General features: G+C 73.8%; 11 protein-coding genes. 10 read left to right on the top strand and 1 reads right to left on the bottom strand.

Annotation, left to right across the window (positions count from 1 at the left end; translation table 11 throughout):
• Positions 1-268 precede the first annotated feature (268 nt).
• Positions 269-1,888 carry a methyltransferase gene (locus ACGIF2_RS13705; RefSeq protein WP_396047518.1) on the top strand — a complete coding sequence of 540 codons (1,620 nt, stop codon included), beginning with the start codon at positions 269-271 and terminating at the stop codon, positions 1,886-1,888.
• A gap of 14 nt (positions 1,889-1,902) precedes the next feature.
• Here ACGIF2_RS13705 and ACGIF2_RS13700 read toward each other — a convergent pair whose 3' ends face one another.
• Positions 1,903-3,318 (bottom strand): FAD-binding oxidoreductase, encoded by a 1,416-nt coding sequence (locus ACGIF2_RS13700; RefSeq protein ID WP_396047508.1) that lies wholly within the window; start codon positions 3,316-3,318, stop codon positions 1,903-1,905.
• Positions 3,319-3,493: 175 nt separating this feature from the next.
• Here ACGIF2_RS13700 and ACGIF2_RS13695 point away from each other — a divergent pair, with 175 nt between their 5' ends.
• The 9 genes from ACGIF2_RS13695 to proC all read left to right on the top strand — a co-directional run bounded on the left by ACGIF2_RS13695 (position 3,494) and on the right by proC (position 13,142).
• Positions 3,494-4,708: an efflux RND transporter periplasmic adaptor subunit gene (locus ACGIF2_RS13695; RefSeq protein WP_396047506.1), complete on the top strand. Its 1,215-nt coding sequence runs from the start codon at positions 3,494-3,496 to the stop codon at positions 4,706-4,708.
• A complete protein-coding gene (locus ACGIF2_RS13690; RefSeq protein WP_396047504.1) occupies positions 4,701-5,456 on the top strand; it encodes an ABC transporter ATP-binding protein in 756 nt (251 codons plus the stop codon). The genes ACGIF2_RS13695 and ACGIF2_RS13690 overlap by 8 nt, the downstream gene beginning before the upstream one ends.
• Complete coding sequence (locus ACGIF2_RS13685; RefSeq protein WP_396047502.1) at positions 5,453-6,685, top strand: ABC transporter permease; 1,233 nt, start codon at positions 5,453-5,455, stop codon at positions 6,683-6,685. Before ACGIF2_RS13690 ends, ACGIF2_RS13685 begins: the two co-directional genes overlap by 4 nt.
• A gap of 67 nt (positions 6,686-6,752) precedes the next feature.
• Positions 6,753-7,706, top strand: coding sequence for a hypothetical protein (locus tag ACGIF2_RS13680; RefSeq protein WP_396047500.1), 954 nt, complete (start codon positions 6,753-6,755; stop codon positions 7,704-7,706).
• Complete coding sequence (locus ACGIF2_RS13675; protein WP_396047498.1) at positions 7,699-9,906, top strand: biotin/lipoyl-binding protein; 2,208 nt, start codon at positions 7,699-7,701, stop codon at positions 9,904-9,906. The genes ACGIF2_RS13680 and ACGIF2_RS13675 overlap by 8 nt, the downstream gene beginning before the upstream one ends.
• Positions 9,907-10,115: 209 nt before the next feature.
• Positions 10,116-10,631, top strand: coding sequence for a hypothetical protein (locus tag ACGIF2_RS13670; protein ID WP_396047496.1), 516 nt, complete (start codon positions 10,116-10,118; stop codon positions 10,629-10,631).
• A 56-nt stretch (positions 10,632-10,687) separates the two neighbouring features.
• A complete protein-coding gene (locus ACGIF2_RS13665) occupies positions 10,688-11,452 on the top strand; it encodes an ABC transporter ATP-binding protein (protein ID WP_396047494.1) in 765 nt (254 codons plus the stop codon).
• A complete protein-coding gene (locus ACGIF2_RS13660) occupies positions 11,449-12,180 on the top strand; it encodes an ABC transporter permease (RefSeq protein WP_396047492.1) in 732 nt (243 codons plus the stop codon). Before ACGIF2_RS13665 ends, ACGIF2_RS13660 begins: the two co-directional genes overlap by 4 nt.
• A 122-nt stretch (positions 12,181-12,302) precedes the next feature.
• On the top strand, positions 12,303-13,142 hold the full coding sequence (gene proC / locus ACGIF2_RS13655; RefSeq protein WP_396047490.1) for a pyrroline-5-carboxylate reductase: 840 nt from the start codon (positions 12,303-12,305) through the stop codon (positions 13,140-13,142).
• Positions 13,143-13,149 lie beyond the last annotated feature (7 nt).

Raw genomic sequence — 13,149 nt, 5'->3', positions numbered from 1 at the left:
CCGAACCCGGAAGCTAAGCCCTTCAGCGCCGATGGTACTGCACTCGCCAGGGTGTGGGAGAGTAGGTCGCCGCCGGAACATCATTCAGAAAGAGCCATCCCTTCGGGGATGGCTCTTTCTGTTTCCCCAGGGAAGTGCCCGTCGTCACTCGTCGTGTGATCTCCGGCCCGGGCGTGAGATCTCTCATACCAGGTGTGCGCCGGAGGGTGTCGGCGCTGTCGGGTGGCGTGGGCCGGAGCGGGGCGCGCGAGAATGGGGCGTGACCGCCATCGATACGCCCCGTCCGGACGTCGACCTCATGGGCTCTCTGCGGGAGGACCTCGCCGGCGCGGGATTCACCGTCGACGGCGTCGGTGAGCTGCTGGGGCCGGTGGCGTCTGCCGCCCTCCATCGCGAAGAGGCTGTTCCGGCGCTGCGCGCGACCCAGGCGGTCGACGACCCGCGCGCCACGCTCGTGCGGCTGTTCGTGCTCGGGGTCGAGGTCACGCGCGGGCAGGCGGATCACGCGCTCGCGACGCTGGGCGTCGACGGCGCCGAACGGCTGGGGTTGGTGGAGGCGGGAGGAGCGCAGCGCAGCGACCCCGTGCGGGCACGGGTCGATCTGCGGCCGTACGAGGTGGTCGACGGTCTGGACGTCGGCGGCCCGGGCAGCTCCGGGATGCCGGATGCGTCGTCGTCGTCGGCATCGGCAGCGTTGGCGGGGGCGGTGGACTGGTGGATCGCCTCCGACCTCGGGGAGCTGGCGACGGGTGCGCCGCTGCGGACCGACCACGTGCTCGGCGTGGGGGGCGCGTCGACGACGCTGGCCCAGGTGACGGTGCGGGGGTGGCGCGAGCGCGTGCTCGACCTCGGGACCGGGTGCGGCATCCAGGCGCTGCACGCCAGCCGGCACGCGCGCACCGTGGTCGGCACCGACATCTCGCGTCGGGCGCTCGCGTTCGCTCGGTTCAACGCCGACCTCGCGGGGATCGGGCCCGATCGGCTCGAGCTGCGTGAGGGATCGATGCTCGAGCCCGTCCAGGGTCCGGGAGAGGCGGGGTTCGACCTGGTGGTCTCGAACCCCCCGTTCGTGATCACGCCCCGCGGTGGCACGCAGGTGCCGCTGTACGAGTACCGCGACGGAGGGCGCGCGGGCGACGCGATCGTCCGTGACCTCGTGACCGGGGTGGGTTCGGTGCTGGCGCCGGGCGGCGTCGCGCAGCTGCTGGGGAACTGGGAGGTGCGGCGCGGGGAGGACTGGTCCGAGCGCGTCGGCCGGTGGGTCGAGGAGTCCGGGCTCGACGGCTGGGTGGTGCAGCGCGAGCTCCAGGACCCGGCGCAGTACGCCGAGACGTGGATCCGCGACGGCGGCACGACACCTGACCGTGACCGTGCCGCGTGGGCCGAGCGGTACGCCGCGTGGCTCGACGACTTCGCGTCACGCGACGTCGAGGCGATCGGGTTCGGGATCATCACGCTGCGCAGGCCCATCTCGGGCACCGCGACGCTGCGACGCATCGAAGAGGTCACGGGGACCGTCCAGCAGCCCCTCGGTGCCACCATCGAGGCGAGCCTCGCCGCGCACGACTGGCTCGCCGTGCGCAGCGACGCCGACCTGGCGCACGAGCGGCTGGTCGTGGCCGGCGACGTCACAGAGGAGCGGTACCTGACCCCGGGCGAGACGGACCCGAGCGTGGTGCTGCTCCGGCAGGGCGGCGGGTTCGGGCGGACGGTGCGCGCAGGGACCGCCCTCGCCGGGCTCGTCGGGGCGTGCGACGGCGAGCTCACGGTCGGGCAGATCGTCGGTGCGCTCGGCGCGCTCCTCGAGGTCCCCGCGCAGGATGTCGCCGCAGACGTGCTGCCCGCGGTCCGGGGGCTCGTGCAGGACGGGTTGCTGCGGGCGGTCTGACCCGGGGGCGAGGGTCAGTCGAGGACGGGGTAGTTGCTGCGGATCGTCCCGGCGGGGTCGACCGCGAGCTTGACGTCCCGCAGGCGGGCGACGGTGGCCGGGTCGTAGGCGTCCGTCACGCTCTGGCCCGCGTTGAGGAACGTCAGCACCGAGCCGGTGGTGCGGGCGTCACCGAAGCCGTCGACCAGCGCGGTCAGCGCCTGGGCCACCGGAGCAGCCAGCGCCGGTGTCGGTACGGCACCGACGGACATGGCCACGTAGGGGGCGTCGACCCGCATCCCGGCTCCGGCTGCTGTGTCGCCGGTCTGCAGGGCGCCGCCGAGGTGGCGGATCTGGACGAGCATCAGCGGGGTGTCGCTGCCCGGGCCGGCCGTCGCGACCAGGTGGTCGAGCACGGCGGCGTCGAGGCGGGACAGCGGTTGGCCGAGCGACAGGGCAGGCATGGCCTCCTCGGGCTCCTCGGCGACCGTCCCGAGCTCGCTCGGCGGCAGCGGACGGGTCGTGTCCCGGATGAGCGGAGCCGCGGCGCGGACGGGGGCCAGCAGGCGGGCGGACTCGTCGGGCGTGCCGACCAGCACCGCGTCGACCGTCACGAAGCTCTGCCCGCGGATCTCCTCGGGCAGGAACGGGGCGTCCGGGAAGCTCAGCAGGGCCGTCCAGGTGGTGAGCTCGTCGGGCGCGGTCCGGGTCAGCTCCGCCCAGGCCGCCAGGACCTCGCGCGCATGGGTCCCCGGGAAGACGAGCCGTCCACCCGTGATCGCCGGAGCCTCGAACAGGTCGATCTCGACAGCGGTCACGATGCCGAAGTCGCCGCCACCTCCGCGCAGCGCCCAGAACAGGTCCGGGTCGTGATCGGCGTCGACCGTGCGCACGTGGCCGTCGGGGGTCACGAGGTCGATCGCGCGCAGCGCCGAGGCGGACGTGCCGAACGCCCGTCCGAACCAGGACAGGCCACCGTTGAGGGTCAGGCCCGCGACGCTGACGTGGGCGTTGGACCCGGCGAGGGCGACGAGACCCGTGCCGTCGAGCGCGCTGAGCAGACGCCCCCACAGCACCCCGGCGCCGACCCGGGCGGTGCGGGCGGCCGTGTCGACGGCGACGTCGTCGAAGACGTGCGTGCGGACCAGGATGGTGCCGTCGAGCGCGGCCGTCGCGCCGTGCCCGCGCGGCTGCGCGCTGACCGGGACGCCCTGCTGCGCCGCGACCCGTACGACGGCCTCGACATCGGCGACGTCGAGCGGGTGCACGACCGCCAGGGGGTGCTGGTCGATCGCGACGTTCCATGCGGCGCGGGCCGCGTCCCAGTCGAGGTCAGCGGGTGTCACGACGGCGCCGCGGACGACCCCGCGCAGGGCGTCGACGAGCGCGGGGCTCGGGAGGACGGCCTCGGCCGTCGGGGACGTGGTGCCGGTCGTCAGGTTCTTCTCCATCGGGCAATTGTGCACGAAAGGCCCCAAAAGGACAGGGGCCGGCCCGGCGCGCTCATAGGTGGTGCACAGGTTGCTGCTGGGGCGGGTCCAGCGGCTGTTCCTAGATTTCGCTTCGGAAGACGCAGCCGTCGTCGTGAGGGAGATCATGCAGCAGCGCTGGAGAAGGAGTCGCCCGGTGACCTGGGTGGTCGCCGGGATGGTCGTGGTGGCCGTCGCCGGCGCTGCCGCGTGGTGGTTCTGGCTCCGTGACGGGGACGACGCAGCAGCGCAGCCGGTCTCGACGACGCAGACCGTCGCGGCGAGCCTGAGCACGCTCGAGAAGTCGGTCACCGCGACCGGCACGCTCACCCCCACGGTCCAGGAGGACGTGAGCTTCGAGGTCAGCGGCACCGTCACGTCGGTGCTCGTCGCCGCGGGCCAGGTGGTCACCGCGGGCCAGCCGCTCGCGACCGTCGACACCCTCACCCTCAACGCCGACCTGCTCGAGGCCAAGGCGTCGCTCGCGAAGGCCGAGGCCAAGCTGTCCGACGCGGAGGACGACGACGACGGCACCACCACGTCCGACGCGCAGATCGCCGCGGCGAAGGCGCAGGTGGACGTCGCGCAGGCAGGCGTCGACACCGCGCAGGAGAACATGGACGACGCGACGCTCGTCGCGCCGGTGGCCGGGCTCCTCACGAGCGTGTCCCTCGAGGTCGGGCAGAGCGTCACCGGCTCGGGATCGTCGTCTGGCGTCGGCGCGGGCGCGGGCGGCATGAGCGGCGGCACGAGCTCGACAGCGTCAACCGCGCAGTTCGTCATCATCGGCACCGACTCGTGGGACGTCGACGTCACCGTCGACGAGACCGACGTCGCGCTCATCGCCGTGGGGAACCAGGTCGAGATGACCTCGGACGACATGACCGGGACCGTGTACGGGGTCGTGAGCGAGATCGGCCTGATCTCCACGAGCACGTCCGGCGTCGCGGCCTACCCCGTGGTCGTCACGGTGACCGGCGACCCCGACGACCTGCACGACGGCGTCTCGATGGACGTCTCGATCATCTACGAGCGCCGCACCGACGTGCTGACCGTGCCGAGCCTGGCCGTGACGACCGTCGACGGTGCGACAGTCGTGACCCAGCTCGACGCCGACGGCAACGAGGTCACCGTGCCCGTCGAGACGGGCGAGACCTCCGGCGACGTCATCGAGATCCTCTCGGGGATCGCCGAGGGTGACGAGGTCGTGCTGACCGTCTTCCAGGCGGGCGGCGGGAACGGCGACGACGGCTCCGACCAGACGCAGGACCGGCAGATGCCCGACGGGTTCCAGCCGCCCGACGGCTTCCAGATGCCGGAGGGCGGCCAGATGCCGGGCGGCGGGCAGATGGGCGGTGGCGGCAATGGCTGACCACCTCGACGAGACGCAGACCCTGCCGTTCGGGGCGCCGACGACGGCCGAGCGGGACGACGCACCCGTCATCGAGCTCGAGGGCGTCACCAAGACCTACCGCACCGGCAGCATCGAGTTCGAGGCCCTGCGGGGCATCGACCTGCGCATCGAGCAGGGCGAGTACGTGGCGATCATGGGACCGTCCGGATCGGGCAAGTCGACGCTCATGAACATCGTGGGCTGCCTCGACACCGTGACCCGCGGCGCGTACCGGCTCGCCGGTGAGGACGTCTCGGAGCTCGACGAGGTCGAGCTCGCGGAGATCCGCAACCGGCGCATCGGGTTCGTGTTCCAGCAGTTCCACCTCCTCGCGTCGCTCCAGGCCTGGCGCAACGTCGAGCTGCCGCTCATGTACCGCCAGGTCCCCGGGGCGCAGCGCAAGGAGCTGGCCGCGGCCGCGCTCGAACGCGTGGGGCTCGGCGACCGGCTGGCGAACAAGCCCGGTGAGCTCTCGGGCGGCCAGCAGCAGCGCGTCGCGGTCGCGCGCGCCCTCGTCGGCGAACCCGCGCTGCTGCTCGCGGACGAGCCCACCGGCAACCTCGACTCCACGTCGACCAACGACGTGCTCGGCCTGTTCGACGAGCTGCACGGGCAGGGGCGCACGATCGTGCTCATCACCCACGAGCTCGAGGTCGCCCGGCGGGCGCACCGCATCGTCTGGGTGCGTGACGGTCTCATCCACACTGACGAGGTGAACCCCCGGTGAGCTGGACCGAGACCCTGCGCACGGGCTGGGCCGCGGTCCGGGCGCACACCATGCGCTCGGCACTCACCGTGCTCGGGATCCTCATCGGCATCGCTGCAGTGATCCTCACGGTCGGGCTCGGGCTCGGGACGCAGCAGGACGTGAGCGCGCAGATCAGCTCGCTCGGGTCGAACCTGCTGATCGTCACGCCCGGCAGCAGCACCGACTCCGACGGGATGCGCGGGGGCTTCGGCTCGAGCGCGACGCTCACCCGTGCGGACGCCGAGGCGCTCGCGTCGAGCGTGAACACGCCCGACGTCGGCGCGGTCGCGGCCGAGAAGTCCACGTCGCTGGCCCTCGAGGCGAACGACACCAACTGGACGACGACGGTGACCGGGACGACCACGTCGTGGGCCGAGGTCCGCTCCCGGGAGGTCGCCGTCGGGGTGTTCTTCACCGACGAGGACGAGGCCAACCGTGCGCCGGTCGTGGTGCTCGGCTCGGAGACGGCCGAGGAGCTCTTCGGCACGACCCGGGTGGTGGGCCAGACGGTCACGATCTCGGACATCCAGCTGACTGTGGTCGGCGTGCTCGCCTCGGCCGGATCGAGCGGAGACGCCAACCTCGACGACCTCGCTGTCGTGCCCCTGTCGGTCGCGGCCGAGCAGCTCGTGGGCGGATCGTCGCGCAACGCGATCTCGACCATCTACGTGCAGGCCGCCTCGACCGACCAGCTCTCGGCCGCCTACCAGGAGGCCACGAACCTGCTGCTCAACCTGCACGGGATCACCGACGTGGACTCTGCGGACTTCACGATCGACTCGCAGGACTCGCTCGTGTCGACCGCGACAGCCGTCTACCGCACGCTCACGGTGCTGCTGACCGGCATCGCCGGCCTGTCGCTGCTCGTCGGGGGGATCGGCGTCATGAACATCATGCTCGTCTCGGTCACCGAGCGGACCCGCGAGATCGGGCTGCGCAAGGCCCTCGGCGCCCCGCCGTGGGCGATCCGGCGACAGTTCCTGGTCGAGGCCACGATCCTCGGCCTCGCCGGGGGGCTGATCGGTGCGCTGCTGGGCATCCTCGCCGCGCGCGGGCTGCCCGGGCTGCTCGACACGTCGATCGTGGTCTCGTACCCGGCGGTGGTCGGCTCGGTCGTCGTCGCGATGGTCATCGGCCTGGTCTTCGGCGTGTACCCGGCCACCCGCGCCGCCCGGCTCGCCCCGATCGACGCCCTGAGGTCCGAATGAGGACCCGCCCACGCACGACCCCTACCCGGTGCGCGCGCACCACCGTCCACGACCTCAGGAGATCCTCATGACCTCGACCCGTCCGCGCGCGCTCCTCGTCGCGCCGATCGTCCTCACCTTCCTGCTCGCCGGCTGCTCGGGCGACTCGGCCGGCACCGCCACCAGCGCGGCGGCGACCCCGGCGGGCGATCAGCCGCAGCAGGGTGCCGGTGGCATGCCGGGCGGCGGCATGCAGGGCGGCGGCGGGACGACCGGCGAGATCGCCTACGTCTCCGGGGCGCTCATGCAGGTGCAGGGCGACGACGGTCAGACCGCCGTGACCTGGACCGACGCGACCACCTTCAGCCGCATCGCGACCGGCTCGCTCGCGGACGTGGCGGTCGGATCGTGCGTCGTCGCGTTCACCGCGGGCGACCCGTCCGACGCGGTGACGAGCGTCGCGACGTCCGTGCAGGTCACCGCCGCGGTCGACGGGGAGTGCACGTCCGGCTTCGGCGGGATGGGCGGGATGGGCGGCGGCGCACCCGGCGGTGACGGGGCCGGGCGTCCGGACGGCGCGCCGACCGACATGCCGTCCGGGATGCCGACGGACATGCCCGGCGGCATGCCCACCGACGTGCCTTCGGGCATGCCGACCGGCGGGACGGGCGGGCAGGGTGCCCCGGGCGGCGGCTTCGGCGGTGCCACCAGCGGTCTCGTGACCGCGGTCGACGGCACGACGCTCACGCTCACGACCACCACGCAGGACGGCACCGCCGCCACGGCGACGGTCACGGTCGATGACGCGACCACCTACACGACCACGAGCGCCGCGGACAGCACCGCTGCGGTCGTCGGGCTGTGCGCGACAGCACGCGGCGAGGCCGACTCGAGCGGGCAGGTCGCGGCGACGTCGATCACGGTCTCCGACCCCGGCGACGACGGCTGCACGAGCGGCTTCGGCGGCATGATGGGCGGCGGTCCCGGCGGGCCCCGCGGCGACGACGGCCAGACCAGCACGAAGGGGTCCGGCGATGCGTGAGCCCCGACGTGCGCGACGTCCGCGCGGTCGCGTGGCCCGTGGGGCGTGGGGCGGTCGTCGGGCGGTCGCGATCTGGACGGCTGCGGCGATCGTCGTGGTCGGCGCGGGTGGCGGCGTCGCGCTGGCCGTCGGCGGCAGCGACTCGGGCCGGTACCGCACCGCGACAGCGGCCCTCGGCTCGGTCTCGCAGACCATCGACGCGGTCGGCACGGTCTCCTCCGCCGCGTCGTCCGCGGCGTCGTTCTCGACCGCAGGCACCGTCGCGAGCGTCGCGGTGGCGGTCGGCGACACCGTCACGGCGGGCCAGGTCCTCGCCTCGCTCGACCCGCAGTCGCTCCAGGACGCGATCGACGAGGCCGAGTCACAGCTCGCCGACGCGGAGCAGCAGCTCGAGGACGACCTCGACTCGCAGACCAGCTCCTCGTCCAGCTCCTCGTCCAGCTCGTCGGCCACGAGCACGTCGACGGCGAGCGCGGCCACGACGACGAGCACATCGGCATCGGTCTTCGCGAGTGCCACGACCGCGAGCACGTCGGTCGTGGCCACCGGCACCGGGTCGACGAGCGGGCCCACGCCCGCAGCGACGACCACCGCTGCCCCGAGCGCGGGCGTCCCCGGAACGGCCACGTCCGCGGCGGTCACGCAGGCCCAGGCCGCGGTGGTGGCGGCGCAGACGGCTCTGCTGACCCGGTACGACACGGCGTCGACCGCTCTCGCGACCAGCACCACAGCCGTGGGCACGTCCCAGGCGGCGTGCCGGGCCTTCCTCGCGGTGGTGGACGACGATCTCGCGGACGACGACACCGGCGGCACCGCCGGGACGGACCCGACCAGCTCGCCGACCGCGACGTCCGGTCCCACGGCGGCACCCAGCGCCGCACCCACCACGTCGAGCGACGCCACCTCGACCGACGCCGTCTCGATCGGCGTGACCGCGACGGACGCGGCGACGACGGGCACCAGCAGCACGACCGGCACCGCAGCCGTGGACGCCGTGACCCAGGCGCTCGCGGACTGCCAGGCGGCGATCACCGGGACGCTCGCGACCCAGACCGACGTCTCGACCGCGCAGTCCGCGCTGCTCCAGCGCGCGACCGAGCTCGACGACGCGGTGACCGCGCTGCGGGCCGCGGTCGCCGCTGACGCGGCGTCCGGCACCGGGGGCACCGGGGGCACCGGGGGCACGGGCGGCACGGGCGGCTCCGGGTCGACCGGCGGATCGACCGGGGGTTCGACAGGCAGTGGCGCGACGGGCAGCGGTTCGACCGGTAGTGGCACGACCGGCAGCGGCACGACGGGCAGCGCCGGAGGGACAGGCGGCACATCAGGCGCAGGATCGTCGGGCGCCGCGGCGGCGGGCACCGGATCCTCCGGGACGCCGGCCGGTGCGGGCGCGACGACGAGCGTGGCCTCGGCCGCGACGATCCTCGCGGACCGCGCGGCGATCGAGCTGGCGGAGGCGAACGTGACGCTCGCCCAGAGCAGGCTCGCGTTCGTCGACCTCACGAGCCCGATCGCCGGCACCGTCGCGGCCGTCGCGATCGCGGCGGGCGACACCGTCACCGCGTCGTCGACCACCGCCACGATCACAGTGATCGGCGCCACGGGGTACCTCGTGACCACCACGGTGCCGATCGGCTCGATCGACATCGTCGAGGTCGGCCAGGACGCGGACGTGCAGGTCGCGGCCACCGACCAGAAGCTGACGGCGACCGTCACGAGCATCGGGATCCTCGACGCGTCGAGCACCTCCACGCCCTCGTACACGGTCGCGCTCGCGGTCGACCCGACCGACGTGCAGCTCTACGACGGCTCGTCGGCGCAGGTGCGGATCACCGTCGCGGGCGGGGACGCGGTGCTCACGGTGCCGAGCTCGGCCGTGCACCTCGACGGCTCGACCGTCACGGTGCAGCGGCTCGAGGACGGCGTGGCCACGGATGTCGAGGTCGAGCGCGGAGCCGTGGGCGCCGAGCTCACCGAGATCGCCTCGGGCCTCGCGGAGGGCGACGAGGTCGTCCTCGCGGACCTGACGCAGCAGCTCGTCTCGGACGACGCGTCGAGCACCAGCACGGGCCTCTCGGGTCTGGGCGGATCGACCGACGAGCGGCCCGGAGCGGGCCAGGTGCCCGGCGGCGGGACGTTCCCGGGCGGTGCCCCTCCGGGCGGCGGAGCAGGGTTCGGTGTCCCGCCGGGAAGCTGACCTCCCGGACTCGTCGCCGGTCGGACCGTGAGCCGTGGTGGGCGCCCCCTCGTCCACCACGGCTCACAGGCGAGCCACAGGGGAGACCTGCGATCGGCTCAGGTCGAGCCGTGAGGATCGTGGTACGGCTCGGGGTGAGCGAGACCGCGAACAACGGGTGCCGCCCGGGCCGTCCGTACGCACGAGCCACGTGCAGGAAAGGAGACGGCATGGAGAACACGCAGAACCCGCAGGAGCCCCAGGACCCGCGCGAGCCGCAGAACGCTCCGCAGGCCGTCCCGGCCGCAGCGTCGCCCGCGGCCGCGCCTGCGTCGACACCCCCGCGGCGCTCGCACACGGTGCTGACCGTGCTGGCCTCGGCGGTGGCGGCCGTGGTGCTGTTCGCCGGCGGGGTGCTCGTGGGGCACGCCGCCGATCTGGGTGACGGCCCGCGCGACCCGGCAGGGATGAGTGGGGACCGGGTGCCGGGTGGCGAGCAGCGGCAGCATGGTCGCGACGGTGCCCCGGGCGCCGACGAGCGCGGTACCGCGCCCGCCCCGGAGGGCGACGCCACCCCCGATGAGCAGGCGACGCCCGACGACCAGGCGGCGCCCGACGACCAGGCGACGCAGGGCGATCGGTCCTCGCCGGACGACGGGTCGACCCGCGAGCGCCGGTCGGCGCCGGACAGCACCGACCGCGCGGACAGCCCGGAAGGCACCAGCACGTCGGGTGCCTCGGCCTGACCTGAGGAACCGAGGGTCCCTTGCACGGCGTCCGCCGCGGGGCCAGTGTTCGTCCTGTGACGGACCTGGACCCCGCGGCGGACGTCGCTGTGCAGACGACCGGGCTCCGGGTGGTCCGTGGTGGCAGACGGGGGACCGTCGCCCTCGACGGCGTGGACCTGACGGTCCCGGTCGGTGCGGTGGTCGGTGTGCTCGGCCCGAGCGGCAGCGGGAAGTCGACGCTGCTGCGCGCGGTGGTCGGCGTGCAGGTCGTCACGTCGGGCACGGTCGAGGTGCTGGGACGCCCGGCGGGCAGCCCCGACCTGCGACGACGCGTCGGGTACGTGACGCAGGCGCCCAGCGTGTACGGCGACCTCACGGTGACCGAGAACCTGCGGTACCTGGCCACGGTGGTCGGGGCGCCGGCCTCCGACGTGGGCCGGGTGCTGACCGAGGTGGACCTGACGGACTGTGCGTCCCGCCGCGTCGACACGCTCTCGGGCGGTCAGCGCTCGCGGGTGTCGCTCGCGGCCGCGCTGCTCGGCTCCCCGGAGCTGCTGGTGCTCGACGAGCCCACCGTCGGGCTCGACCCGGTGCTGCGGCGTGACCTGTGGGACCTGTTCGGCAGGCTGCGGGACCGGGGGACGACGCTGCTGGTGTCGAGCCACGTGATGGACGAGGCCACGCGGTGCGACCGCCTGCTGCTGCTGCGCGGGGGGCGCGTCGTGGCCGACGACTCCCTGCCGGGGCTGCTGGCGCGCACGGGTGCTCCGGATGCGGACCGGGCGTTCCTGGCTCTGGTCGAGAGGTCCGACGGCGAACCAGGAGGTGGCCTCCGATGAGCGTTCGCCTGACGGCGGCCACGGCGCGCCGCGTGCTGGCCCAGATCCGCCACGACCCGCGCACGGTGGCGCTGATCATGGTGCTGCCGTGCGTGCTGCTGTGGCTCGTCGCCTGGATGTTCGAGGGCACGGACGTGCTCGACCAGTTCGGGCCGCTGCTGCTCGGGCTGTTCCCGCTGATCGTGATGTTCCTGGTCACGAGCGTGGCGACGCTGCGCGAGCGGACGTCGGGCACGCTCGAACGGCTCATGGCGTCGCCGCTCGGCCGTGGTGACCTCGTGGCCGGCTACGCGCTGGCCTTCGGGCTGCTGGCCGTGGTGCAGGGGCTGGTGCTGACGGCCGTGACGGTGGGTCTGCTCGGCATGCAGGTCGCGGGGTCGCTGTGGGTCGTGGTGCTCGTGGCTGTGCTCGACGCGGTGCTCGGCTCGACGCTCGGGCTGGCGGCGTCGGCGGCGGCCCGCACCGAGTTCCAGGCCGTGCAGATGATGCCGCTCATCATCTTCCCCCAGCTCATCACGTGCGGTCTGCTGATGCCGCGCGACCAGATGCCCGCTGTGCTCGAGGCGATCTCGCGGGTGCTGCCGCTCACCTACGGCATCGACGCCCTCCAGCAGCTCGCCGCGGGGGCGACGTTCGTCGACGTGCGGGGCGACGTGCTGGTGATCGCGGGTTTCGTCGTGGCGGCGGTGGTCGTGGGTGCGACGACGCTGCGCCGTCGCACCGCATGAGAGCCGTCGCACCGCGTGAGAGCCGTCGCACCGCGTGAGGCGTGCGTGGACGTCGCTGTGCAGGTGGCTACGCTCGTCGGGTGGCACCGCCCGGTGCCGCGGTGCGGTGAGGAAGGCTGACGATGTCTGACGGGACGACGGACGAGGGCCGTCCGCAGGTGGCTGTGCTCGGCGGCGGGGTCATGGGCGAGACCGTCGTCTCGGCGCTGCTGCAGGCCGGGTGGTCGCCCGAGGACGTCGACGTGACCGAGCTCTACGCGGTGCGGGCCAACGAGCTCGCGGAGCGGTACGGCGTGCGGTCGTGCGACGCGAACGCCAAGGTCGCGAAGCGGGCCGACGTGCTGGTGATCGCGGTCAAGCCGAACGTGGTGGCCGACGTCCTGGCCGAGGTCTCGCCGTCGCTGCGCCCGGGCACGCTCGTGGTGAGCATCGCGGCGGGCCTGCCGATCAGCTTCTACGAGAGCAGGCTGCCCGAGGGCACGCCCGTCGTGCGGGTCATGCCGAACACCCCCGCCGTCGTCGGGCGCGGGGTCAGCGCGATCTCGCCCGGGACGCACGCCGACGCCGACCACCTGGCGCTCACGCGGCACATCCTCTCCGCGACGGGCGTCGTGGTCGAGGTGCCCGAGAAGGACCTCGACGCCGTCACGGCCATCTCGGGGTCGGGCCCGGCGTACGCGTTCTACCTGATCGACGCGATGGCCGAGGCGGGCGTGCTGCTCGGCCTGACGCGCGAGCTCGCGACGACCCTCGCGGTGGGCACGGTGCAGGGCGCGGCGACGCTCGCGCAGGAGCGCGGCGAGCACCCGGTGGTGCTGCGGGAGCGCGTGTCCTCACCGGGCGGCACGACGGTGGCCGCGGTGCGCGAGCTCGACGCGCACGGCGTGCGTGCCGGGATCGTCGCGGCGGCCGAGGCTGCGCGGGACCGTTCGCGCGAGCTCGGCGCCGAGTACGCGGGCTGAGCCCGGT

This window comes from Cellulomonas sp. P22 (genome assembly GCF_044392165.1).
This window is presented reverse-complemented; position numbering and strand designations above follow the sequence as displayed.

Excerpts from the sequence above, each read along its gene's own strand:
- ACGIF2_RS13670 (WP_396047496.1), top strand. The coding sequence starts at position 10,116 with ATGGAGAACACGCAGAACCCGCAGGAGCCCCAGGACCCGCGCGAGCCG.
- ACGIF2_RS13690 (WP_396047504.1), top strand. The coding sequence starts at position 4,701 with ATGGCTGACCACCTCGACGAGACGCAGACCCTGCCGTTCGGGGCGCCG.
- proC (WP_396047490.1), top strand. The coding sequence starts at position 12,303 with ATGTCTGACGGGACGACGGACGAGGGCCGTCCGCAGGTGGCTGTGCTC.
- ACGIF2_RS13660 (WP_396047492.1), top strand. The coding sequence starts at position 11,449 with ATGAGCGTTCGCCTGACGGCGGCCACGGCGCGCCGCGTGCTGGCCCAG.
- ACGIF2_RS13700 (WP_396047508.1), bottom strand. The coding sequence starts at position 3,318 with ATGGAGAAGAACCTGACGACCGGCACCACGTCCCCGACGGCCGAGGCC.
- ACGIF2_RS13680 (WP_396047500.1), top strand. The coding sequence starts at position 6,753 with ATGACCTCGACCCGTCCGCGCGCGCTCCTCGTCGCGCCGATCGTCCTC.
- ACGIF2_RS13675 (WP_396047498.1), top strand. The coding sequence starts at position 7,699 with ATGCGTGAGCCCCGACGTGCGCGACGTCCGCGCGGTCGCGTGGCCCGT.